At 61.6% G+C, this 24245-nt stretch carries 19 protein-coding genes; 12 read left to right on the top strand and 7 right to left on the bottom strand.

Going from position 1 to position 24245, the window contains the following annotated elements:
• Window positions 1-139 precede the first annotated feature (139 nt).
• Entirely contained in the window at window positions 140-2815 is a 2676-nt protein-coding gene (gene acnA / locus UIB01_RS12535) for an aconitate hydratase AcnA (RefSeq protein WP_038660923.1), read from the bottom strand.
• 238 nt (window positions 2816-3053) lie between these two features.
• On the opposite strand from acnA, the gene rlmM reads away from it, so the two are divergent.
• Together rlmM and tusA are read left to right on the top strand one after the other, a co-directional pair.
• The gene (gene rlmM, locus UIB01_RS12530) at window positions 3054-4103 is read left to right on the top strand and encodes a 23S rRNA (cytidine(2498)-2'-O)-methyltransferase RlmM (RefSeq protein ID WP_038660920.1); all 1050 of its coding nucleotides are present in this window, start codon (window positions 3054-3056) and stop codon (window positions 4101-4103) included.
• A 63-nt stretch (window positions 4104-4166) separates the two neighbouring features.
• The gene (tusA, locus tag UIB01_RS12525; protein ID WP_038660916.1) at window positions 4167-4418 is read left to right on the top strand and encodes a sulfurtransferase TusA; all 252 of its coding nucleotides are present in this window, start codon (window positions 4167-4169) and stop codon (window positions 4416-4418) included.
• Window positions 4419-4446: 28 nt separating this feature from the next.
• Here the strand turns inward: tusA and UIB01_RS12520 are convergent, their stop codons facing one another.
• From UIB01_RS12520 to coxB, 4 genes are read right to left on the bottom strand one after another with little or no spacing between them, the layout of a single operon-like run.
• Window positions 4447-5295: a cytochrome c oxidase assembly protein gene (locus UIB01_RS12520; protein WP_038660914.1), complete on the bottom strand. Its 849-nt coding sequence runs from the start codon at window positions 5293-5295 to the stop codon at window positions 4447-4449.
• Window positions 5286-5645, bottom strand: coding sequence for a hypothetical protein (locus tag UIB01_RS12515; RefSeq protein WP_038660911.1), 360 nt, complete (start codon window positions 5643-5645; stop codon window positions 5286-5288). The genes UIB01_RS12520 and UIB01_RS12515 overlap by 10 nt, the downstream gene beginning before the upstream one ends.
• A complete protein-coding gene (gene ctaD, locus UIB01_RS12510; protein ID WP_038660908.1) occupies window positions 5645-8170 on the bottom strand; it encodes a cytochrome c oxidase subunit I in 2526 nt (841 codons plus the stop codon). The genes UIB01_RS12515 and ctaD overlap by 1 nt, the downstream gene beginning before the upstream one ends.
• Window positions 8167-9057 carry a cytochrome c oxidase subunit II gene (coxB, locus tag UIB01_RS12505; protein ID WP_038660906.1) on the bottom strand — a complete coding sequence of 297 codons (891 nt, stop codon included), beginning with the start codon at window positions 9055-9057 and terminating at the stop codon, window positions 8167-8169. Before coxB ends, ctaD begins: the two co-directional genes overlap by 4 nt.
• Window positions 9058-9204: 147 nt before the next feature.
• Here coxB and UIB01_RS12500 point away from each other — a divergent pair, with 147 nt between their 5' ends.
• Complete coding sequence (locus UIB01_RS12500; protein ID WP_038660903.1) at window positions 9205-9684, top strand: DUF2231 domain-containing protein; 480 nt, start codon at window positions 9205-9207, stop codon at window positions 9682-9684.
• A gap of 102 nt (window positions 9685-9786) precedes the next feature.
• Here the strand turns inward: UIB01_RS12500 and UIB01_RS12495 are convergent, their stop codons facing one another.
• Both UIB01_RS12495 and UIB01_RS12490 read right to left on the bottom strand, forming a co-directional pair.
• Complete coding sequence (locus tag UIB01_RS12495; RefSeq protein WP_038660900.1) at window positions 9787-10200, bottom strand: CopD family protein; 414 nt, start codon at window positions 10198-10200, stop codon at window positions 9787-9789.
• Between the two features lie 118 nt (window positions 10201-10318).
• Window positions 10319-11170 (bottom strand): ion transporter, encoded by an 852-nt coding sequence (locus UIB01_RS12490; protein ID WP_038660897.1) that lies wholly within the window; start codon window positions 11168-11170, stop codon window positions 10319-10321.
• Between the two features lie 171 nt (window positions 11171-11341).
• Here UIB01_RS12490 and moaA point away from each other — a divergent pair, with 171 nt between their 5' ends.
• The 9 genes from moaA (at window position 11342) to UIB01_RS12445 (ending at window position 24113) form a co-directional block, all read left to right on the top strand.
• Complete coding sequence (gene moaA / locus UIB01_RS12485) at window positions 11342-12337, top strand: GTP 3',8-cyclase MoaA (protein WP_038660894.1); 996 nt, start codon at window positions 11342-11344, stop codon at window positions 12335-12337.
• Window positions 12338-12562: 225 nt separating this feature from the next.
• On the top strand, window positions 12563-16051 hold the full coding sequence (smc, locus tag UIB01_RS12480) for a chromosome segregation protein SMC (RefSeq protein ID WP_038660890.1): 3489 nt from the start codon (window positions 12563-12565) through the stop codon (window positions 16049-16051).
• Window positions 16052-16232: 181 nt separating this feature from the next.
• Complete coding sequence (gene zipA, locus UIB01_RS12475; protein ID WP_038660887.1) at window positions 16233-17054, top strand: cell division protein ZipA; 822 nt, start codon at window positions 16233-16235, stop codon at window positions 17052-17054.
• 314 nt (window positions 17055-17368) lie between these two features.
• On the top strand, window positions 17369-19744 hold the full coding sequence (gene ligA, locus UIB01_RS12470) for an NAD-dependent DNA ligase LigA (RefSeq protein ID WP_038660885.1): 2376 nt from the start codon (window positions 17369-17371) through the stop codon (window positions 19742-19744).
• 401 nt (window positions 19745-20145) lie between these two features.
• Complete coding sequence (locus UIB01_RS12465; protein ID WP_038660882.1) at window positions 20146-21342, top strand: flagellin; 1197 nt, start codon at window positions 20146-20148, stop codon at window positions 21340-21342.
• Window positions 21343-21419: 77 nt separating this feature from the next.
• The gene (locus UIB01_RS12460; RefSeq protein WP_051605079.1) at window positions 21420-21779 is read left to right on the top strand and encodes a flagellar protein FlaG; all 360 of its coding nucleotides are present in this window, start codon (window positions 21420-21422) and stop codon (window positions 21777-21779) included.
• 66 nt (window positions 21780-21845) lie between these two features.
• Entirely contained in the window at window positions 21846-23264 is a 1419-nt protein-coding gene (fliD, locus tag UIB01_RS12455) for a flagellar filament capping protein FliD (protein WP_038660879.1), read from the top strand.
• A gap of 121 nt (window positions 23265-23385) precedes the next feature.
• Window positions 23386-23772 carry a flagellar export chaperone FliS gene (fliS, locus tag UIB01_RS12450; protein WP_038660876.1) on the top strand — a complete coding sequence of 129 codons (387 nt, stop codon included), beginning with the start codon at window positions 23386-23388 and terminating at the stop codon, window positions 23770-23772.
• A 47-nt stretch (window positions 23773-23819) separates the two neighbouring features.
• Window positions 23820-24113, top strand: coding sequence for a flagellar protein FliT (locus UIB01_RS12445; RefSeq protein ID WP_038660873.1), 294 nt, complete (start codon window positions 23820-23822; stop codon window positions 24111-24113).
• The last annotated feature ends 132 nt before the right edge of the window (window positions 24114-24245 follow it).

Genomic DNA, 24245 nt, shown 5'->3' with positions numbered 1-24245 from the left:
GTCCGGGTGCTTCGCGATGCGAAGTAGCTTGAGGGAGCCGGGCAGCGGGCATGGACGTCTGGGCAGCTGGAAAACCACTCGCCGAAGGACCGGCGGACGCCGATGCGAAAGGACTCGCATCGGCGTTTCCGGTTTTCGATCAGCTTCCGATGAGCTGGCGCAGAACGTAGTGCAGGATGCCGCCGGCCTTGAAGTACTGCACCTCGTTGAGCGTATCGATGCGGCTCAGCACCTGGAACGAGCCCCGTGAGCCGTCGGCGCGCTCCACATCAACCGTCAGCATCTGCCGTGGCGTGATATCGGCGCCGAGCCCGCGGATCGACAACTTCTCCGTACCGTTCAAGCCCAGCGACTGGCGCGTCTGCTCGTCGACGAACTGCAACGCCAGCACGCCCATTCCGATCAGGTTGGAGCGGTGGATACGCTCGAAGCTCTCGGCAATGACGGCCTTTACGCCCAGCAGATTGGTGCCCTTGGCCGCCCAGTCGCGACTGGAACCGGTGCCGTACTCCTTGCCTGCGATCACCACCAGCGGCACGCCTTCGGCCTGGTAGCGCATGGCGGCATCATAAATCGAGAGTTTCTCGCCACTCGGCTGATAGAGCGTGTTGCCGCCTTCTTCGCCACCGAGCATCTCGTTCTTGATGCGGATATTGGCAAAGGTGCCGCGCATCATCACTTCATGGTTGCCGCGGCGGGAGCCGTAGGAGTTGAAATCCTCCGGTGCCACGCCCAGCGACTGCAGGTACATGCCAGCTGGTGAGCTGGCCTTGATATTGCCGGCCGGCGAGATGTGGTCGGTGGTGATCGAGTCGCCGAACAGGGCCAGCACGCGAGCATTCTCGACATCCGCCGGCGGGGTCGGTGGCTGGCCGATATCCTCGAAGTAGGGCGGATTCTGCACGTAGCTGGAGCCAGCGTCCCACGCATAGGTGTCCCCCGCGCTGACCGGAATCTTCTGCCAGTGCTCGTCGCCGCTGAACACGTCGGCATAACGGCTGCGGAACATCTCTCCATCGATGCTCGCCACCGCTTCGGCGATTTCCGCGCTGCTTGGCCAGATGTCTTTCAAGTACACCGGTTGGTTCTGCGCGTCGTAGCCCAGCGGTTCGCGGTCCATGTCGATGCGTGTGGTGCCGGCCAGGGCGAAGGCGACCACCAGCGGCGGCGAGGCCAGCCAATTGGCCTTTACCATCGGATGCACGCGCCCTTCGAAGTTGCGGTTGCCGGACAGCACTGATGAGACGATCAGATCGTTCTCGGTGATCGCCTGGCCGATGGCATCTGGCAGCGGGCCGGAGTTGCCGATGCAGGTGGTGCAGCCGTAGCCCACCAGGTTGAAGCCGAGTTCATCGAGATAGCGGGTCAGACCGGCACGCTCGAGGTAGTCGGTCACCACTTTCGAACCGGGCGCCAGAGATGTCTTGACCCAGGGTTTGCGATGCAGGCCGCGCTCGATGGCCTTCTTGGCAACCAGGCCGGCGGCCATCAGCACGTTCGGGTTTGAGGTGTTGGTGCAGGAGGTGATGGCGGCGATCACCACCGCGCCGTGCTTGAGCTGGAACTGTTCACCGGCTACCGCAAACTCCGTATCAGCTTGCTGCTGGCGCCCGCTGGTCTCCAGCAGCAGATCGAAGTTCGCGCCGATGTCGCCAAGAGTCACGCGATCCTGTGGACGTTTCGGTCCGGCCACGGAGGGGCGTACCTGGCTGAGATCGAGTTCCAGCGTGGCGGTGAACTCCGGGTCGGGCGAGTTGCTGTCGCGCCACATGCCCTGCGCCTTGCTGTAGGCCTCGACCAGCGCGATGCGCTCTTCATTGCGGCCTGTCAGGCGCAGGTAATCGATGGTCACCTGGTCGACCGGGAAGAAGCCGCACGTGGCGCCGTATTCCGGGGCCATGTTGCCGATGGTGGCGCGGTCGGCCAGCGGCAGGTGGTCCAGGCCGGGGCCGAAGAACTCGACGAACTTTCCGACCACGCCGTGCTTGCGCAGCATCTGCGTCACGGTCAGCACCAGGTCGGTGGCGGTGACACCTTCATTGAGCTTGCCGGTGAGGCGAAAGCCGATCACTTCCGGGATCAGCATCGACACCGGCTGACCGAGCATTGCCGCTTCGGCTTCGATACCGCCAACGCCCCAGCCGAGCACGCCGAGGCCGTTGATCATGGTGGTGTGCGAGTCGGTGCCGACCAGGGTATCTGGATAGGCAAAGGTTTCGCCGTTCTCTTCACGGGTCCAGACCACCTGGCCGAGATATTCCAGATTCACCTGGTGACAAATGCCGGTGCCCGGCGGCACCACGGCGAAGTTGTCGAAGGCCTGCTGGCCCCAGCGCAGAAACTCGTAGCGTTCACCATTGCGCTGCATCTCGATCTCGACATTCTGTTCGAATGCCTGGTCGCTGCCGAAGCGGTCGACCATCACCGAGTGGTCGATGACCAGGTCCACCGGTGACAGCGGGTTGATCTTCTGCGGATCGCCACCGGCCTTGGCGACGGCGTCGCGCATGGCAGCCAGGTCGACGACTGCCGGCACGCCGGTGAAGTCCTGCATCAGCACGCGGGCAGGGCGGTACTGGATCTCCATGGTGGAGCTGCGGGTGTCCAGCCAGCGCACCAGAGATTTCAGGTCGTCGGGGCGGACCGTCAGGTTGTCCTCCCAACGCAGCAGGTTCTCCAGTAGCACCTTCAGCGATGTGGGAAGACGGCTGATGTCGCCGAGCTGGGCGGCTGCATCGGGCAGGCTGTAGTAGTGGTAGGTCTTGCCGGCAACTTCGAGGCTGCGATGGCAATTCAGGCTATCCAGGGAAGGCATTCCTCATCTCCTTGTGCCCACACGGTGGGGCTGGCTGATGAATGAGCTTTGAAACTAGCTTAAGTGGCCTGCTTGGCCAGTGCAGTTTTGGTTAAAACCTGTCCGGCCAACCAACCGCTCAGACCAACAGGGCGGGAGTTTCGCTACTGCACTGGACCGGGCCATGCAGGCGAGGGTTCCCGTGGTCGGCTATGATGCGCGGCTTTGGCGCAGGCCCGACCGCTGACAGGACTCGAACATGAACACATTGCTGCTGCATTGCCGGCCCGGCTTCGAGGGCGAAGTCTGCTCGGAAATCAGCGAACACGCCGCCATGCTCGACGTCAGCGGCTACGCCAAGGCGCGGCCGGAGAGCGCCTGTGCCGAGTTCGTCTGCAGCGAAAACGGGGGCGCCGAGCGGTTGATGCGCAAGTTGCGTTTTGCCGAGCTGATCTTTCCCCGGCAATGGGCGCGCGGCGAATATCTGCAACTTCCTGAAACGGATCGCATCAGCGTTCTGCTGGCGTATCTGGCCAGCTACCCGGTTTGCAGCAGCCTGTGGTTGGAAGTGCTGGACACCAATGACGGCAAGGAGCTATCCAATTTCTGCCGCAAGTTCGAGGCGCCGCTGCGCAAAGCGCTGACCAAGGCCGGCCGCCTCGACGAGCAGGGCAACGGCCCGCGACTGCTGCTGACCTTCAAGAGCGGCCGCGAGGTTTTTGCCGGAATCGCCGAAGCGAACAACAGTGCGCTGTGGCCGATGGGCATCCCGCGCCTGAAGTTTCCACGGCAGGCGCCGAGCCGTTCCACGCTCAAGCTGGAGGAGGCCTGGCACCACTTCATCCCGCGCGACCAGTGGGACACGCGACTGGCGGCGGGCATGACCGGCGTCGATCTCGGCGCAGCGCCGGGCGGCTGGACCTGGCAGCTGGTAAATCGGCACATCAAGGTCAGTGCAGTGGACAACGGACCGATGGACGCCGATCTGATGGATTCCGGGCTGGTCGAGCATTTTCGCGCTGACGGTTTCACCTTTCGCCCGAAGAGGCCGGTGAACTGGATGGTCTGCGATATCGTCGAAAAGCCGGCGCGCAATGCCGCCTTGCTGGAAACCTGGATCGGCGAAGGGCTGTGCCGCGAAGCGGTGGTCAACCTCAAGCTGCCGATGAAGCAGCGTTATGCCGAGGTGAAACGCCTGCTCGAGCGCATCGCCGACGGGCTGGCGGCGCGCGGCGTCAAGGCCAGTATCGGTTGCAAGCAGCTGTATCACGATCGTGAAGAGGTGACCTGTCATCTGCGTCGCCTCTGATACACGCGGATGACCTGCCAGCCTGCTTGCGCCACAATGCCGACCTGTTTTCCGGAGCCCAAGATGACCCAATCAGCTGAAATGACCGTCGATGCCGTACTCGATGCCAGCGGCCTGAACTGTCCCGAGCCGGTGATGATGCTGCACAACAAGGTGCGCGATCTGGCCGGTGGCGCCTTGCTCAAGGTGATCGCCACCGATCCCTCGACTCAGCGCGATATCCCCAAGTTCTGCATTTTCCTTGGCCACGACCTGGTCGAGCAGCAGGAAGCGGCGGGCACCTATCTTTACTGGATTCGCAAGAAAAGCGAGTGATCGACGCGGCTGATTTGACAGCGCAGCCTCAGCCCAGCTCCTCCTGGGCAGCACCCGTTTGCTGGCGACGCCACATTCGGGTCAGCCAGCGCCAGGCGATCCAGCCGCCACCGATCAGATAGATCAACCCGCCCGGCACCCACATGATCAGTCCGGCGAGTTGCTGGTCCTCTACCGATCGACCTTCGCCGTAGAACGAAACGCTACCGAAGGTGAGCAGGGCGCCCAGCAGGCCGGTATGCATCAGCGTCAGCAATACGGCCATCAGCGCCTGCGGCGTCTGCTTTGGATTCGCGCGCAGTACCGACCACCAGAACAGCCAGCCGGTAAACAGAAAGCACGCATGCTCGAAGGCATGCCACCAGAGATTGTCCAGCGCCAGCACATAGAGCTTCGGCGTGTGCCAGATCCAGATGATCGCGCCATGCAGCAGCGCCAACAGCGTCGGATAGCGTCCGGCGCGCATAATGCCGGTCCACAGCGGTTGGGCAAAGCGGCCGGTGATGCCGCGCCATTGCGGCAAAGGTCGCGCCAGCGCCCATAGCGGGGCGATCACGATGATGAACAGCATGTGCTGCGTCATGTGCCAGCTGGTGCTGGTTTCCGCCCAGTCGTCGATGGGGCCGAACACGGAAAACACAACCAGCAGCATGGCGCCGTGAAAACAGAGGGCTTCGCTGCGCCGCGGCGGCACCTTGCGGGCGCCCAGCACATAGAGCAGCCAGGCTGCCGCGACCACGACTGCTGTGAGCAGCAAAGGCGCGCGGTCCAGTAGGTGGGCATCGAACAGGCCATGAGCATGGGCCGGCGCGGGCAGGACGATCGCCGCCAGCGTTATAGCGATAGCCCGGCGCAGCGGAAGTCGGGTCACAGGCATGGCGGAATCTGCAGCAGTGGAATGCCAACGAACAGGGTCGCCAGCGCCGCGATGAAGTGAATGCCGGCGGCAATCTTGGTGACGAACTGCTGCCGTTCGTTCAACTGCTCCGGTGCGCGCGACAGGCGCCAGAAGTAGCGCGCCATCCACAACAGTAATCCGAGCGTAAGCAGTGTCAGCACGCCGAGACTGCCATTCAGCCAGTTCCACACGCCTTGGGCTGGGTCGGGTGGGCTGATCTTGCAGATCACCGCCTGGCCGCCATACATCGCGACGAACCACAGACTCCAGATGATCAGCCCGATCGGGATTTGGACCGGATGGTAGGGGGAGGTGCGTGCATATCTCATCAGGCACCTCCCCATGTCGCGGGAAACAGCACGATGGCGGCATAGCTGACCCAGAGCACGCCAAGGTTGTAGTACCAGAGCTGCTCGACCACCACAGGCTCGTACGGCGCCTTGTCGCCTACGTAACCGATGGCTACCCGCCACGCTTGCAGACCGGTCAGCACGGCTGCCAGCGTGCAATGAATCAGGTTGTACGCCAGCATCACGAAGATCACTGCATCGTGGGCCGTTTCGGTCGGTGCCAGCCCGGCCGATAGCATCAGCCAGAGCAGCATGGCCGACTGCAGCAATGCCACGAGCGCGATCAGGGCGAGTTGCCCCATCAAGCCGTGATGTATGCCAGCGCGCAGACGCTTGATCAGCCGGTGCAACCAGAGCGTGCCTGCACTCAGCAACAACGCGCTGGCCAGCATCAGCCAGCCATTCAGCCCGCTGTCCGGCACCTGCCATTGCGGCGAAACGGTCCACAGATAGAACCAGCCGAACAGCAGCGACAGATACAGCGCGCCGTTGGCCAGCAGCGTTACGCCCATGCCCCACAGGCCCGGTCCGTCGAAGGTGCGCGAGTGAAGGGGGGGCTCGCCTGGCTGGGTATGAGCGTCTGGCGCGGCAGCGGGATGAGCACCGTTTTCCCAGGACCAGCGCAGCAGCACGATCAGGGTCGCCACGGTAGCAATGATGGCGAGGATGTACGCCTTGTTCAGCAGACTCAGGCAGAGCGCGGCAAGGAACACGGAGGCAATGAACGGCAGCCAGCTGTTGCCGGGCAGATGAATGATCTCGCGGACCTTGCCCGTCAGTGGATCGCTGCCCCAGGTCTCCCGCCGACCGTGGTCGATTACCGTCAGCGCATGTTCGCCGCGGGCGATGCTGTCTGGCAGGTCCGGGTCTTTCCACAACGGGTGGCGATCGGTCACGTCGGGCAGACTGACGAAGTTGTAGGCGCTGGGCGGCAGGCTGGTAGCCCACTCCAGCGTATCGGCCTTCCACGGGTTCTTCGGCGCCGGGATGCCGAAGCGGAAGTGCAGGATGATATCCAGCAGGATGGTGGCGACACCCACGGCCATGATGAAGCTGCCGATCGACGACACCAGATTGGGCATGTCCCAACCGAGGCCGGTGTCGTAGGTGTAAACACGCCGGGGCATGCCGATCAGGCCGGTCCAGTGCATGATCAGGAACGTCACGTTGAAACCGATGAAGAACAGCCAGAAGCCCCAGCGCCCAAGCTTCGCCGAGGGCATGCGCCCGGAGAAATGCGGCAGCCAGTAATAGAGCCCGGCCATCAGCGGGAAGACCATGCCGCCCACCAGCACGTAATGCATATGTGCGACGACGAAATGCGTGTCGTGCACCTGCCAGTCGAACGGCACCAGCGCCAGCATCACGCCGGTCAGCCCACCGGCGACGAAAACGATGAGAAAGCCCACCAGCCAGAGCATCGGCACCTTGTACACCGGCTTGCCGAGCCAGAGTGTCGCCAGCCAGGCGAAGATCTGCACCCCGGTGGGAATTGCCACCAGCATGCTCGCCGCTGAGAAGAAGGCCGTAGCCAGCTGTGGAATGCCGACCGTGAACATGTGGTGCACCCACAGGCCGAAGCTGATGAAGCCGGTAGTCAGAACGCCCAGCACCACCCAGCGATAGCCCACCAGCGGGCGCTGGCAGAACACTGGAATCAGCGTGGAGACGATTCCAGCGCCGGGCAGGAAGATGATGTACACCTCGGGATGGCCGAACAGCCAGAACAGGTGCTGCCAGAGCACCGGGTCGCCGCCGCGGGCGACATCGAAGAACGGCATGCCCGCCGCGCGCTCCAGTTCAAGCAGGATCGAGCCGAGGATCAGCGGCGGGAAGCCGACCACGATCATCATCGCCATCACCAGGATGTACCAGGCGTACAGCGGCATTTTATGTAGCGCCATGCCGTTGGTGCGGGTGCGCAGGATCGACACCACCAGCTCGACGCCGGCCGATACCGCGGAAATCTCGACAAAGGTGATGCCCAGCAGCCAGAAGTCCGAATTCACGCCCGGCGTATGTGCCGAGCTGGACAGTGGCGTGTACATGAACCAGCCGGCCTTGGGCGCGACATCGAGAAAGATGCTCGATAGCAGGATCAGCCCGCCGAACAGGTAGCAGTAATAGCCGAGGGCGGAAAGCCGCGGAAATACCAAGTCGCGGGCGCCGATCATCTTCGGGATCAGGTAGACCGCCAGCCCCTCCATCATCGGTACGGCGAAGAGAAACATCATCACCGTGCCATGCATGGTGAAGACCTGGTTGTAGACGTCCGGCTCCATCAGCTCGTAGCCGGGCAGAGCGAGCTGGGTGCGGATGAGCATGGCCAGCAGGCCGCCAACCAGGAAGAAGAAGGCACCGGTGACCAGAAAGCGCAGGCCGATGCTGGTGTGGTTGACGATGGTCAGCGCGCGCCAACCGCGCGGATTGCCCCACACCTCGTCGAACTGATCGTGGAGCTGGTCGAGGTCGGTAGCGGCGCCATTGTTTCGGGTCGGGGTCATGGCGCGAGGGTCTCCAGCCAGTCGGCAAGCTGGCCGAGGGTTTGTTCGGGGATGTCGTCGTGACGTGGCATGGCGATGCCGTGCTTGAGGCTCTGGTGATCGCTGAGCCAGCGGCGCAGGCCTTCGGCGTCGTTGGCGATCACCCCGGCGCCCAGCGTCGGGCGGGTCGCCAGGTCGCTGAGATCCGGGGCGCGGTTGCCGTCACTGACACCGGCGACGCGGTGGCACTGCCCGCAGCGCTCGTCGAACACCTGGCCGGCGGCGCCGCTGGGCGGCTGGTGTTCTCGCCCGGCGCGGGCTTCGATCCAGCTGGCGAATGCGTCGGTTTCGAGTGCCTCGACGTGCAGGATCATGTGGGCATGCTGGCTGCCGCAGAACTCCGAGCATTGCCCACGAAACACGCCGGTCTGCGAGGCCTGCAGGCGCAGGGTATTGGTCCGGCCCGGCACCATGTCCAGCTTGCCACCCAGGCGTGGCACCCAGAACGAGTGGATCACGTCGGCGCTGGTCACCTCGACGTCCACGGGGCGATCGACCGGCAGGATGAACTGGTTGGCCGTCACCACGCCACTTTCCGGATAGCGCACCTCCCACCACCATTGATGACCGATGACCTGGATGCGTAACGGTTGCTCGCCCTCGACTGGCAGCGGCAGCATGCCGCGCCCGGTGGGAATGCCGAACGCCAGCAACGCAATGATGCTGACGGTAGGCAGGATCAGGCCGCCGCCGATGATCCAGTGTCGATTGATCCGCTTGGCCTCTTCAGCGGTATGCGTTCTCGGCTGCCGCAGCATGGCGTAGATCCACAGCGCGCTCACCACCACCAGCACCACGACGGAAAAGCCGAACATCGCCCACCAGACATTGGCCACGTCGCGGGCCATCGGACCGGCGGGCGAGAGCGCCGACTGCGGCCCGTCGCAGCCAACGAGTAAAGGAACTGCCAGCGCCAGCGTGGTCCATTTGAAAGGGCTGCCGCCTCGTCTCGTCGACTGGGCGGCCCGTTTCACTTCAGTGCCTGGGAGGGCCGGATGGCCACAGAACGCGAGTCGATCAACAGTAACGCCGCCATTGCCGGCCACCCGCTGCACCCGATGATGATCCATTTCCCCGTTGCTGCGCTGATTGGCCTGGTGCCTGCCGATCTCGCCTATTTCTGGACGCTCGATGAATTCTGGTGGCGGGCCGGCCTCTGGCTTTCCGGCGTGGGCGCCATTGGCGGCTGGATCGCAAGCATCGCCGGCGTGATCGATCTGCTTTCGGTGCAGCAGATCCGTCGCAAGATCACCGCCTGGTGCCACGCAATTCTCGCCGTGATGATGCTCTCGCTCGCTTCGCTGAACTGGCTGTTGCGCTACCAGGGTATGGATCGTGGCGACGGCGACGCCATGTGGGGACTCTATCTTTCGCTGCTGACTGCCGTGCTGATCTCGCTGGCGGCTTTTCTCGGCGGGCGGCTGGTTTACGAACATGCCGTCGGCGTGGATATCGACGGTCAGCAGGCGCCCTGAGCCTTCGTCACGGCTTGCCAGGGACGGCCGGCAAGGGCAGGCAGAGTGGAAAGGGTCGAGGCGGGCCGGGCAGTTGGTCATGCGAGGCTGTCGTTCCTTGAGTCAGAAGGGTTTGGCAAGCACCAGCCAGAGGGTCAGGGCGATCAACACGGGGACCAGCACACCCAGGGCCATGCACTGGTATGTGACGCCACGCTCCGGCTCGCGTTCGATGCGCAGGACCAGAACGCCGCACAGCGCATGACAGAGCGCCATGCCGGTCACCATCGTCACCTTCATGATCAGCCAGCCGGCCAGGGTGCCGTCGCGCAGGAACAGTGCTGTACCGGAGCCGATGGCGATCAGCGCAGCGGGCGTGCTGATCAGGGTGAACACCATGCGGGTGAGGTGGGCATGGTCGCGGTAGAAGAGTTGATCGCTGCGCTTGGTGCCCGCGGCGATCATTGCCGGCAGATAGAGCAGCGAGCCGCACCAGCAGAGCAGGGCGGCAAAGTGCAGCAGTTTGAGCAAGGGCATGCCGGTCTCCATCCTGCCTGATGCGAATCTGAGGATGTGACAGTCCCGCTTCCGGGCAGTTCGTCGGTGCGGGCGAAGCGGCAGCGGATGAGCGCCGCTGGTGGCGGCGCCTGCTACGTCAGGTCGGTGCGCCGCGGTCAGGGCGCTCGAACAGCTGCGTGCCGCAACGGCTACAGAATGCGGCGTTCGGCTCGTGGGTGAGCTTGTCGCAAGTCGGGCAGGCGTGGCGCAGGCTATCCTGGCGCATGGCGTTGGCCAGCTCGGCGGTAAAAATGCCGGTCGGCACGGCGATGATCGAATAACCGGTGATCATCACCACTGTCGCCAGCGCCTTGCCCAGCGGCGTGTGCGGGACGATGTCGCCGAAGCCGACCGTAGTCAGCGTGACCACCGCCCAGTAGATGCTCATCGGGATGCTGGTGAAGCCGTTGGAGGGCCCCTCGATCACGTACATAAGCGTGCCGTAGACGATGATCAGCGTGGTAACGCTGAGCAGGAAGACGATGATCTTCTGTCGGCTGCCCTGCAGCGCCACCAGCAGGAAATTCGCCTGGCTCAGGTAGGGCGTGAGCTTGAGTACACGGAATATCCGCAGCATGCGGACGATGCGCACCACCAGCAGGTACTGCGCATCCGGAAACAGCAGGGCAATGAAAGCCGGCAGCACCGACAGAAGATCGACCGCCCCGTAGAAGCTGAAGATGTACTTGCGCGGCTCGGGGTGCGTGTAGATGCGCACCAGATATTCCACGGCGAAGATCGCCGTGAAGGCCCACTCCAGATTGGTCAGCAGCTCGCCGTGGCGCTCATTGAACGAGGCGATGCTGTCGAACATCACCACCACCAGACTGGCCAGGATGATGACCAGCAGCCAGGTATCGAAGCGCTTGCCGGCCGGGGTATTGGTGAAAAAGATGATGACGTATAGCCGTTCGCGCCAGCTCATCGTCTTCAGGGAATCGTTATCCATTCGCCGTGGTCTCTCACATGAGTGCTGCCAAAGCGGGCCATTAAAGCACCGCGGCTGCCCGGCTGCATGTCGTCTGCTGCCCGGACCGCATGCCGTTGGTAACGTCACTTTGCCTGAATCACAGTTAGCGCATAGTCTGAACACAGGCGCAGCCAGCAGTTGGAGAGTGCAATGCCCGATTCCCAGTTGGTCGACCCATTCGGCCGGCGCATCATCTACCTGAGATTGTCGGTAACCGATCGCTGCGATTTCCGCTGCACCTACTGCATGAGCGAAGACATGGTTTTCGCGCCGCGTGCGCAGATTCTTACCCTCGAAGAGCTCTATGCCGTAGCCGATGCGTTCATCAGCCTCGGCGTCAAACGCATTCGTGTGACAGGTGGTGAGCCGCTGGTACGCAAGGGTCTGACCGGCTTGCTGGAGCGTTTGGGTGCGCGCAAAGAACTGGAAGACCTGGCCATTACCACCAACGGCTCGCAGCTGCCGAGCCTGGCGCCGGCGCTGCATGCCGCTGGCGTGAAGCGTCTCAACATCAGCCTCGATTCACTCAAGCGCGATCGCTTTGCCGAACTGACCCGTCGCGACCGGTTGGATCAGGTCCTCGAAGGCATCGAGGCTGCGCGTAGTGCGGGCTTCAAGCGGATCAAGCTCAATAGCGTGGTGCAGAAGGGTCGCAACGACGACGAGATCCTCGATCTGGTGGATTTCGCCATCGAGCGCGGCCTGGATATCAGCTTCATTGAAGAGATGCCGCTAGGTAGCGTGTCCAGTCATCAGCGCCAGATCACCTTCTGCTCAAGCGACGAAGTGCGCGAACGGATCGAGGCGCGGCACACGCTGGTACGCAGCAGCCATGCTACTGGCGGCCCGTCGCGTTACTGGCAAGTGGCAGGCAGCGAAACGCAGATCGGCTTTATCTCGCCGCATAGCAATAATTTCTGCGGCAGCTGCAACCGTGTGCGCGTGACTGCCGAGGGTAAGCTGGTGCTCTGCCTGGGGCATGAGGGTGCATTGGACCTGAAAAGCCTGATGCGGCGTCATCCGGGCGACAGTGAGCGCCTGCGCAATGCTCTGGTGAATGCGCTGCAGCTCAAGCCGGAAAAACATCATTTCCGCACCGACGAACAGGTGCAGGTGGTGCGTTTCATGAGCATGACCGGCGGTTAGACGTAGTCGCCGTCTCTCGATAGAACCTCTCTTCAGTTCCATTGCCATCGGGTCGCCCTTGCTTGCTGCATCGCAGCGGTTATGTGCGCCGCCGCGCTGCGAGCAGGGCCAGGCTGCGTGATAAACTCCCTGGCTTCTTGCCAGCACCCATTCCATGCCAGGATTTCCGATGTTCACGGCGACCCCGCTTGTTCGTTCCCACGCTGACCGCCAAGGATTGGCTGCATGCGACTGAAGAGCATCAAACTCGCCGGCTTCAAATCCTTCGTCGATCCCACCACGGTCAGCTTCCCGAGCAACATGGCGGCGGTGGTCGGTCCGAACGGCTGCGGCAAATCCAACATTATCGACGCCGTGCGCTGGGTAATGGGCGAAAGCTCGGCGAAGAACCTGCGTGGCGAGTCGATGACCGACGTCATCTTCAACGGCTCGAACACGCGCAAGCCGGTAACCCAGGCCAGCATCGAGCTGATCTTCGATAACTCCGATGGCACGTTGACCGGCGAGTACGCGGCATTCGCGGAGATATCCATCCGCCGTCGCGTGACCCGCGATTCGCAGAACACCTACTTCCTCAACGGTGTGAAATGCCGGCGCCGCGATATCACCGACATCTTCCTCGGCACCGGCCTCGGACCGCGCAGCTACTCGATCATCGAACAGGGGATGATCTCCAAGCTGATCGAGGCAAAGCCTGAGGACCTGCGCAACTTCATCGAGGAAGCCGCCGGCATCTCCAAGTACAAGGAGCGCCGCCGCGAGACCGAGAACCGCATTCGTCGTACGCACGAGAACCTGGCCCGCCTGACCGATCTGCGCGAAGAGCTGGAGCGCCAGCTCGAGCGTTTGCACCGCCAGGCGCAGTCGGCGGAAAAGTATCAGGAATACAAGGCCGAGGAACGTCAGCTCAAGGCGCAGCTTTCGGCACTGCGCTGGCAGGCCTTGAACGAACAGGTCGGCCAGCGTGAGCAGGTCATCGGCGACCAGGAAGTGGCGTTCGAGGCATTGGTGGCCGAGCAGCGCAGCGCCGATGCGAGCATCGAGCGGCTGCGTGACGGCCATCATGAGCTGTCCGAGCGTTTCAATCAGGTGCAGGGCCGTTTCTACTCGGTTGGCGGCGACATTGCTCGTGTCGAACAGAGCATCCAGCATGGTCAGCAGCGCTTGCGCCAGTTGCAGGATGACCTGCGTGAGGCAGAGCAGGCGCGCCTGGAAACCGAGTCGCACCTCGGTCACGATCGCACCCTGCTCGCCACGCTCGGCGAGGAGATGGCCATGCTCGAGCCCGAGCAGGAGCTGTCCAGCGCCGCCGCCGAGGAGTCCGCCGCACAGCTGGAAGAGGCGGAGTCGGCCATGCAGGCCTGGCAGGAGCAGTGGGAACGCTTCAATCAGCAAAGCGCCGAGCCACGCCGCGCTGCCGAAGTACAGCAATCGCGGATTCAACAGCTGGAGCAGAGCCTGGAACGCCTGGCCGAACGCCAGCGTCGCCTGGATGACGAGCGCGCTCTCCTTGCGGCCGATCCGGAGGATGTCGCGATCCTTGAGCTTGGCGAGCAGCTTGCCGCCAGCGAGCTCGATCTCGAAGCGCTCGCCGCGGCCGGCGAAGCCCTCAATGAACGTCTTGAGCAGCTGCGTGAAGAGTTGCAGCTGGCGACCCGAACCCAGCAACAGATGCAAGGTGAACTGCAACGCCTGAATGGCCGCATCGCCTCGCTGGAAGCCTTGCAACAGGCGGCGATGGATCCGGGCAAGGGCGTCGCTGAATGGTTACGGGAACAGGGCCTCGAGCAACGCCCGCGCCTCGCCGAAGGGTTGCGAGTCGAGCCGGGTTGGGAGCTGGCAGTGGAAACCGTGCTCGGCAGCGACCTGCATGCCGTGCTGCTGGAGGACTTCGCCGCGATCGACCTCGGTGGATTCGAGCAGGGCGATCTACGCCTGGCCAGCCTGCGCAAAGGTGATGTGCGCCACGCCGGCAGCTTGCTCAATCTGGTCGAGTCACAGATGGATCTTTCGCCGTGGCTGGGTCGCGTGCGTCCTGTCGAATCGCTGGACCAGGCACTGGCCGCACGCGCAACGCTCGGCGAAAACGAAAGCGTGATCAGTCGTGACGGCTATTGGGTCGGCCTGCATTTTCTGCGGGTGCGCCGTGCCAGTGAGGCGGAATCGGGTGTGCTTGCACGCAGCCAGGAACTGGAGCGGCTATTGGCCGAGCGCGACGAACGCGAAGCAGCCTTGGCGTTGGTTGAAGAGCGTATTTCCGGGTTACGCGGGGATCAGTCCCGTCTCGAAGACGAGCGCGAGCAGCAGCGTCGTCGACAGCAGGAAGAGGCGCGTAGCCAGAGTGATCTCAAGGCTCAGCTATCTGCCGGACAGGCTCGCCTCGAGCAACTTGCGTTGCGCCGCCAGCGCCTGGATGAAGAACTTGCCGAACAGCAGGAACAGCGCGAGATCGAGACCGAGCAGTTGGGTGAAGCGCGTCTGCAGTTGCAGGAAGCACTGGATGCGATGGCCGCCGACACCGAGCAGCGCGAGTCGCTCCTAGCCAGCCGCGACGGCATACGCGAGCGTCTGGACCGTATTCGGCAGGATGCGCGACAGCAAAAGGATCATGCACACCAGCTGGCGCTACGGGTTGGTTCGCTCAGGGCACAATACGAGTCCACCCGCCAGGCGCTGGAACGCCTAGAACAGCAGTTCGAGCGGGCCGTCGAGCGCCGCGAGCAGCTTACGCTGAATCTGGAGGAGGGCGAGGCGCCGCTGGAAGAGCTGCGCATGAAGCTCGAGGAACTGCTGGAACGCCGGATGGGCGTCGAAGAGGAACTCAAGCACGCGCGGCTGGCGCTGGAAGATGCTGATCGCGAGTTGCGTGATGCGGAAAAGCGGCGCACTCAGGCCGAGCAGCAGGCGCAGCTGCTGCGCGGTCAACTGGAACAACAGCGACTGGACTGGCAGGGGCTGAGCGTCCGACGCAAGGCGCTGCAGGATCAGCTTCACGAGGATGGCTACGACCTGCACGGCGTATTGGCCACACTCCCGGCCGACGCCAGCGAGCAGGGCTGGGAAGCCGAACTGGAACGCCTTGCCCAGCGCATTCAGCGCCTCGGACCGATCAACTTGGCCGCGATCGACGAATACCAGCAGCAATCGGAACGCAAACGCTATCTCGATGCGCAGAATGACGACCTCGTCGAGGCGCTGGATACCTTGGAAAACGTCATCCGCAAGATTGACCGGGAAACCCGCAATCGCTTCAAGGAGACCTTCGACCAGATCAACAGCGGCCTGCAGGCGCTTTTCCCGAAAGTCTTCGGCGGCGGCAATGCTTATCTGGAACTTACCGGAGAAGATTTACTCGATACCGGGGTGGCGATCATGGCGCGCCCGCCCGGAAAGAAGAACAGCACCATTCACCTGCTTTCCGGTGGTGAAAAGGCATTGACGGCGCTGGCACTGGTATTTGCCATCTTCCAGCTCAATCCCGCACCGTTCTGCATGCTCGATGAAGTCGATGCGCCGCTGGATGATGCGAATGTCGGTCGTTACGCGCGGCTGGTGAAGGAGATGTCGGAGAAAGTGCAGTTCATCTACATCACTCACAACAAGATCGCCATGGAAATGGCGGACCAACTGATGGGTGTAACCATGCACGAACCGGGCTGCTCGCGACTGGTGGCAGTCGATGTCGAACAGGCCGTGGCACTCGCCGAAGCCTAGGATTAAGCCGCGTGTTTGAGCATTTTTGATACAAGGAAGGCCATAAAAAGAGAACTACCGCACGGTGCAAAGTTACCGTTCGTCGTGCTAGCTTAGAGCACAATTTTTGCGATGCGCTTGAAGCGGCCCCAAGTGACCGTTCGTTGCGTCTTTATCATCGAATTCAGAGGTTAAAGCATTAATGGATATCGGTCTGCGCGAGTGGCTGATCGTCATCGGCATCATTGTCATCGCCGGCATATTGTTCGACGGCTGGCGGCGCATGCGTGGTGCCAAGGGCAAGCTGAAATTCAAGCTGGACCGCAGCCTCTCCAACCTTCCCGATGCCGACGATTCCCCGGAACTGCTTGGCCCGGCTCGCGTGGTGAATCGCGATCATGAGCCTTCCCTGGATGAAGGGGGCATGCCGCCCGTGAGCGCCCGCGAATCCGGCAAGAAGCGTCGGCAGGACGAGCCGTTCCAGGGCGATCTTCAGCTCAATACCGACGAGCCCGTGCCGACGTTGCTCGATCCGGTTGTTGGTGACGACGAGGACGAGAAAGATCAGTCGCAGAAGGAACTGGCGCCCGTCGAGGAAGTACTCGTCATCAACGTCATTTGCCGTGATCCTCACGGTTTCCGTGGTCCCGCGCTGCTACAGAATATTCTTGAAAGCGGCCTGCGCTTCGGTGAGATGGATATCTTCCACCGCCATGAGAGCATGGCCGGTAACGGCGAGGTGCTGTTCTCCATGGCCAATGCGGTCAAGCCCGGCACCTTCGACCTGGACGATATCGATCACTTCACCACGCCGGCAGTGAGTTTCTTCCTCGGCTTGCCCGGCCCTCGTCATCCCAAACAGGCCTTTGACGTCATGGTTGCCGCCGCGCGCAAGCTGTCCCAGGAGCTCAACGGCGAGCTGAAGGATGACCAGCGCAGCGTGCTGACCGCCCAGACCATCGAGCACTACCGCCAGCGCATCGTCGAGTTCGAACGTCGGCAGATGACCATCAAGCAACGTTGATACTTCACCGCACCGGGCCTCGCGCCCGGTTTTGCGTTTGTTGGGGGCAGGCTCCTTTCATTTGTCTTGTCTGCCGCCTCGCTGCGCAGAGCGCTGTAGGGTGGCTTCGGTCGGTGTCTAGGGCTGAGCTTTAGCCACCGGCACCTCGCTTCAGAGCAGTCGTCCCGTTAGCCTGTTCCGCCCAGTCCGCTCCGATCAGCTTTCCGCATACCTGCCTTTGGCTGTGCATTCGGCTAGAATCCGACGCCTTTCCTATCAACCAAGGCGCGCTGATGCGGTCTGAATCAGCACAGCCCCAGTCACGGCTTCGTCCTATGCCTTCCGCCCAAACCGCCACCGAGCGCATTGCCGAACTGCGCAGCGAAATCGACGCCCACAACTACCGCTACTACGTACTCGACGAGCCCAGTGTTCCCGATGCCGAGTACGACCGCCTGTTCAACGAACTCAAGGCGCTGGAGGCGGAGCACCCGGAACTGGTGACGCCCGAGTCGCCAACCCAGCGGGTCGGCGGGGCTGCGCTCGCGGCATTCGGTCAGGTTCGCCACGAAGTGCCGATGCTGAGTCTGGGCAACGCCTTCGTGGAAAAGGATCTGCTCGATTTTGATCGTCGCGTGCGTGAAGGCCTGGATCTGCCGGCAGGCGACCTATTCGGCGATGGCGCCATGGTCGAATATAGCTGCGAACCCAAGCTGGATGGCCTGGCGGTCAGCCTGCTCTATGAGAACGGCCATCTGGTCCGTGGTGCCACCCGCGGTGATGGCAGCACGGGTGAGGACATCAGCACCAACGTGCGTACCGTGCGGAACATTCCGTTGAAGCTGCATGGTAACGGCTGGCCCGCGGTGCTCGAAGTCCGCGGCGAGATTTACATGCCCAAGGCGGGTTTCGAGGCGCTTAACGCCCGTCAGCTGGAAAGCGGCGGCAAGCCCTTCGCCAATCCACGTAACGCCGCAGCCGGCAGCCTGCGCCAGCTGGATTCGAAAATCACCGCCAGCCGGCCGCTGGAACTGTGCGCCTACGGCGTTGGGCGCAGCGATGGCGCGCTTCCGGCTACGCACATCGGGATTCTCGAAGCGCTGAAAAGCTGGGGCCTGCCCATAAGCCGTGAGCTGAAACTGGCCAAGGGCATTGCTGAATGCCGCGCCTATTACGACGTCATCGGCGAAAAGCGCGACGCGCTGCCGTATGAAATCGACGGCGTGGTGTTCAAGGTCAACGCCGTGGCGCAGCAGCGCGAGCTGGGCTTTCGCGCCCGCGAGCCGCGTTGGGCCATTGCCCACAAGTTTCCCGCGCGGGAGGAAATCACCGAACTGCTAGACGTCGAGTTCCAGGTCGGTCGCACTGGCGCGATCACCCCTGTCGCACGGTTGAAACCGGTGCAGGTAGCCGGCGTCACGGTATCCAACGCAACGCTACACAACATGGACGAAGTGGCGCGCCTTGGCGTGATGATCGGCGATACGGTGATCGTGCGCCGCGCCGGCGACGTGATTCCCCAGATTCTCGGCGTAATCGCCGAACGCCGCCCAGCTGACGCGCGTGTCGTGCATGTGCCTGAGCAGTGCCCGGTCTGCGGCTCGGCGGTGGAGCGCACCCAGCTGATCAAGCGCAGCAAGGGGCGCGAGTCGGTGAGCGAGGGCTCGATCTACCGTTGCGTTGGCCGTCTGGCCTGCCAGGCTCAACTCAAACAGGCGATCATCCACTTCGTCTCGCGTCGCGCGATGGATATCGATGGCCTGGGCGACAAGATCGTCGAGCAGCTGGTCGACAAGGGATTGGTCAGCTCGCCGGCGGATCTCTACTGCCTGACTCACGAGCAGGTCATTGAACTGGAAGGTTTCGCCGAGATATCCACGCGTAACCTGCTTAATGCCATCGACGCCAGCCGCCAACCAAGCCTTGCGCGGTTTGTCTACGCGTTGGGCATACCAGATGTTGGCGAGGAAACCGCCAAGCTACTGGCACGGGCATTGGGCTCCTTGGATCGCATAAGTCGCGCGCTGCCTGATGTGCTTGTTTACCTGCCCGATGTGGGGCTCGAGGTTGCGCACGAGATCCACAGCTTCTTCGATGACGAACATAACCGTAGCGTGATCGCCCTGTTGCGTGAACGTGGCGTCGAACCGCAGGAGGAGGGCGACGTCCATCCCGAGTTCGCCGCGTGCGCGACGCTGGCCGATCTGCTCGACAGGCTCAACATCCCCCATATCGCCCGCACCGGCGCCCAGCGCCTGGCAGAGCGTTTCGGCAGTCTCGACGCGATCATCGTGGCTGATTGGCTCGATCTGCGTCAGGTCGAACGCCTCACCGAAAAGGCTGCTCGTTCGCTGCGCGACCACTTCGACAAACCCGAAAACGCCGAGCGCGCCCGTTTGATTGAAGCGCAGTTGCGCGAGTTCGGAATGCACTGGGAAAGCGAAAGGAAAGCCGCCGAAGGCCTGCCGCTGGCCGGCCAGACCTGGGTGCTGACCGGCACGCTGGAAACCATGAGCCGTGATGAAGGCAAGGAGCGACTGGAGGCGTTGGGCGCAAAGGTTGCAGGTTCAGTGTCCGCCAAAACGGCTTGCGTGGTAGCGGGCCCTGGCGCCGGCTCGAAGCTCTCCAAAGCCACTGAGCTCGGTGTGACGGTGCTCGACGAAGCGCAGTTCCTCAAGCGCCTTGCTCAGCTTGGTTCGGCAAACACATAACGCATGACAGCTCATTCCAGCGAGCCTCGCCGGCAAACCCGCTCCCAAATGTGTCACCAAACCCCTGGGAGCGGCCTTGGCCGCGATGGGGTCACCCAAAGCCCAACAACATCCTACGAATCTTCCTTCGCTCACTGCTCCTCTGAGGCCGCTTCGGTCATCCTCCTAAAGTTTTCCCGCCTCCACCCGAAAAGCTGGTCAAGCAAGTCCGCAGTCTGGATGTGCTGGCGTAGCGTTGGAACGGTACCGGGCTCACGAAAAAGTTCGAATCTGCCCTAAAGCCAACCCAAACGGCGCCGATAAGCTAATCGAATGCGAACTCAATGGGTGCCTGACATAAGCCGGCCCGGAGTCGCAAGCTCAGGCAACCAAAGTAACTAGCGCCCTTGGAGGCAAACACCATGGCTCTTACCGTCAATACCAACATCCCTTCGCTGAACACTCAGCGTAACCTGAACAGCTCGTCCAACGCGCTGGCCACCTCCATGCAGCGCCTGTCCACCGGTAGCCGCATCAACAGCGCCAAGGACGACGCCGCCGGCCTGCAGATTGCCAACCGCCTGACCAGCCAGGTCAACGGTCTCGGCGTAGCAGTTCGCAACGCCAACGACGGTATCTCCCTGGCTCAGACCGCTGAAGGCGCCCTACAGCAGTCCACCAACATCCTGCAGCGCATGCGTGACCTGGCGCTGCAGTCGGCCAACGGTTCGAACAGCGATTCCGAGCGCGTTGCGTTGAACTCGGAAGTCGGTCAGCTTAAGAAGGAATTGGACCGAATCAGCAATACCACCACTTTTGGTGGTCGTCAGTTGCTGGATGGCTCGTTCGGTGTAGCCAGCTTCCAAGTAGGTTCAGCTGCCAACGAGATCATCAGCGTCGGGATCGACTCTGCAAGTGCCGATTCCCTCACTGGTACCTACTACAAGACTGCATTCGTAGACGCTACCGGTGCCGCTATTGTCAAAGGCTCGGGTACCATCGAAATTACGATGGACGACGCCACGACCCGTACAATTGATGTTGCGTTCAAGGATGGCGACGATGCTGACGCCGCTACCGCTCGCATCGCTGCGGCGATCAACGATGCCAACTTGGGTATCAGCGTACAGAAAGATGCTGATGATGCTTGGCAGATCATTGCGAAAGGGAATGGCAAGTCGGGCACCGATGCAGCACCCATCGTTACCTCTATCGGCGCGTTCACAGCCGGGACGGAAGACCCAGCTGTGACCTTCGCTGCTATTACTCTTAGCACAACAGCCGTCGATGACACTGATAATGGCAACAACGTCAAGGGTGTTGATATTAGCAACGCCGCTGGCGCTCAGGCCGCCGTTCTGATTATCGACGATGCAATCAAGGCAATCGACTCGCAGCGTGCGGACCTCGGTGCCGTACAGAATCGCTTCGATAACACTATCGCCAACCTGCAAAGCATCGCCGAGAACGTATCCGCTGCTCGCGGTCGTATTCAGGATACTGACTTCGCCGCCGAAACCGCGAATCTGAGCAAGAACCAGATTCTGCAGCAGGCCGGTACCGCGATCCTGGCCCAGGCCAAGCAGCTGCCGCAGGCAGTCCTCAGCCTGCTGCAGTAATAGCAGGAGCAGGAGCGGCGCAAAGAATGGGGAAGTGGCTCGGCTGCTTCCCCATTGATTCATTTACGAGGTGAATCATGGACGTCGGAAAAATGGCAGGAATCACGCTTTCATCACCTGCAGTAGCTACGCTACCCAGCCTTCGTTCGGAGCCTGGGTTTTCGTCGTCCGATCATCGGGACAATGGCGAGGCTGAAGAGGTACGGGCGGGGCGCTCTGAGGATGTCGGCGTTGTAGTCGATCGACTGCGCGAGCAAGTGCAGAACCTGCAGCGTGACCTGAGCTTCAGCGTCGACGATTCGTCGGGCGAGGTGGTCGTTCGGGTTGTCGATGGAGAATCGGGCAAGGTGGTGCGGCAAATACCGTCCGAAGAACTTCTGCGCCTTGCCGAGCGGCTGGACGAGATGCGCAGTCTTCTGTTTGAAGGCAAGGCGTGAGCGGCACGAATCTTGACTGTTGGTTCGTTTGTTAACGATAAGCAAATTTTTTGACGAGGTGTGGCTATGGCGGGCGTAACGGGCATTGGTTCCGGTATCGACATCGATAGCATTGTCAAAAGCATGGTGGCGGCCGAGCGTGCGCCTAAAGAGTCGCAGCTCAAGACGCTGGAGTCGAAGACCACCACTCGCATTACCGCTATCGGCGCGCTCAAGAGTGCCATCACCGAGTTTCAAACTGCTTTGGGTAACCTTAACAAGCCGGAGTTGTTCCAGGCTCGTGCTGCTTCTTCCTCCAAATCCGAACTTCTTTCGGTAAAGGCTGGGGTTACCGCGGGAGCCGGCAGCTATAAGGTGGCGGTTAGCCAGCTTGCCGCCGGCAGCAAGGTGGCGCTTCAGGCATTCCAGAATGACCCTGCGAACCCCGTAAAACTCGGCACCGGTACGCTGACGGTCAGCATCGGTAGTACCGCGCTGCCCGCTATTACGGTGGATGAAAGCAACAATACTCTGGCCGGTATCCGAGATGCGATCAACAAGGCAGGCGCTGAGAAGGGCGTTTCCGCAACCATTGTGACCGACGACGCCGGTTCTCGGCTGGTGCTCAGCAGTACAACTACCGGGGCGGGTGAAGACGTCACCGTGGCAGTGGATGCCGCGAGTGGCGATCTTGCCAAGCTTGCTTTTGCTGGTGGAATAGATAAGCCGGGTGCAGATGGTTCGGCGGGCGTTATTTCGGCGGCCCGGAGTGCACTGCTAACCGTCGACGGCTTGAGCGTCACCAGCAAGACCAATACCGTCGACAGCGCCATCGAAGGGGTGACGCTCGAATTGAAAGGTCTGACGGAAGCTGATCAGCCTCTCACCGTGGGCGTGACGCTGGATGAAGCCGGGGTCAAGAAGCAGGTTCAGTCGTTCGTCGATGCGTACAACAAGCTAATTGGTGTGATCAATTCCCAAACCAAGGTCACCCCGGTTGGGGATGACAAGGCGCCGGTAACTGGGGCGCTGGTGGGTGACGCTACGGCCCGGACGCTGCTTAATACGATTCGCAACGAGCTGGTAACCGTGCAGGGCTCTGGCAGCATCCGCGCCCTCACCGACATCGGTATCACTACGCAGAAAGACGGTACGCTGAAGGTCGACGAAGACAAGCTTGCTGCGGTGATGGATAACAGTTTTGAAGAGCTTTCCGGCTTGTTCGCCGGCGAGAAAGGGCTTGCTACTCGGCTCGATGAAAAGCTTAAGCCTTATACAGAAACCGGCGGAATACTCGAGCAACGCAACAAGGTGATGGCCGAGACGATATCGAAGATCGACAAGCAGAAGGAGGATCTTGATCGGCGCATCACATCATTACAAGAGCGCCTGTATAAGCAGTTCAATGCGATGGATCTGCTTGTGGGGCAGCTTTCGAATACCTCATCAAGTCTCCTGGCCTCGTTGGAGAATTTGCCTTGGGCAGCGAGCAATTCCAAAAAATAAACTGTATTTTCAACTAAAAGCCGCCTATAGGGCGGTTTTTTGTTTGTGTTGTTTGCTCAAGTCCGGCTGGTTTGGACCGATAAACCGAGCATGTGAATGGTGTGGCAAGGGGCTTATTCAAATGTATGCAATGTCAGCAATGAAACAGTACCAGCAGGTGGGCGTTCAGGCACAAGTAAACGACGCTGACCCGCACCGTTTGATCCAGATGCTGATGCAGGGTGGGTTGGACCGAATCGCTCAGGCCAAGGGGGCGATGGAGCGTGAGGCGTACGCGGAGAAGGGCGTATTGGTTGGGAAGGCAGTCGGTATCATCGGTGGCTTGCGCGACGCACTGGACAAGAATATTGGCGGCGAGCTGGCGGATAATCTCGATCGGTTGTATGAGTACATGACGATGCGTTTGTTTGAGGCTAGTCGACACAACGATATCGAAAAGCTTAATGAAGTGGGCAGGCTGCTGGGTGAAATTAAGCTCGCCTGGGATCAGATTGCGCCGAAGGGCTGATCTGTCATGTGTCCAGTTCCGCGTCGCTGATTGATCAGGAGAACACCATGCAGGCCAAAACGCAGGCTTTCGCCGAGCTGACCGAACAGATTCGCGGTGCACTGGACGGCGGTGATTGGGATGCCATCGCCGCGCTGGATGCAGCTTGCAGTGCCCTGGTGTCAACTTTGCGGGATGAGGATGCGGTCCACGTCGAGCTGCGGGCAGAGATTGAAGCTATGGCTGAGCTATACGCCAAGCTTCAGGAGGCTGGCCGGTCCGAGCGCGAACGGCTTGCACTGGAACTCACCAAGCTAAGCCAGGGTAAGCAGGTAACGCAAGCCTATACCCCATTGGGCTAATGGCTGGGCATCGGTCGATCTGCGCTTTGTAATGTCGTTCTATTCGTTGAGTTGACCGCGACGCTCACGCCTCAGAAAATCGCTTTTCATAGGGTGGATGACACATGGTTCATCCACCTCGTCATTCATCGC

The sequence above is a fragment of the Stutzerimonas decontaminans genome (assembly GCF_000661915.1).
In the GTDB taxonomy this organism is placed as follows: domain Bacteria; phylum Pseudomonadota; class Gammaproteobacteria; order Pseudomonadales; family Pseudomonadaceae; genus Stutzerimonas; species Stutzerimonas decontaminans.
This window is presented reverse-complemented; position numbering and strand designations above follow the sequence as displayed.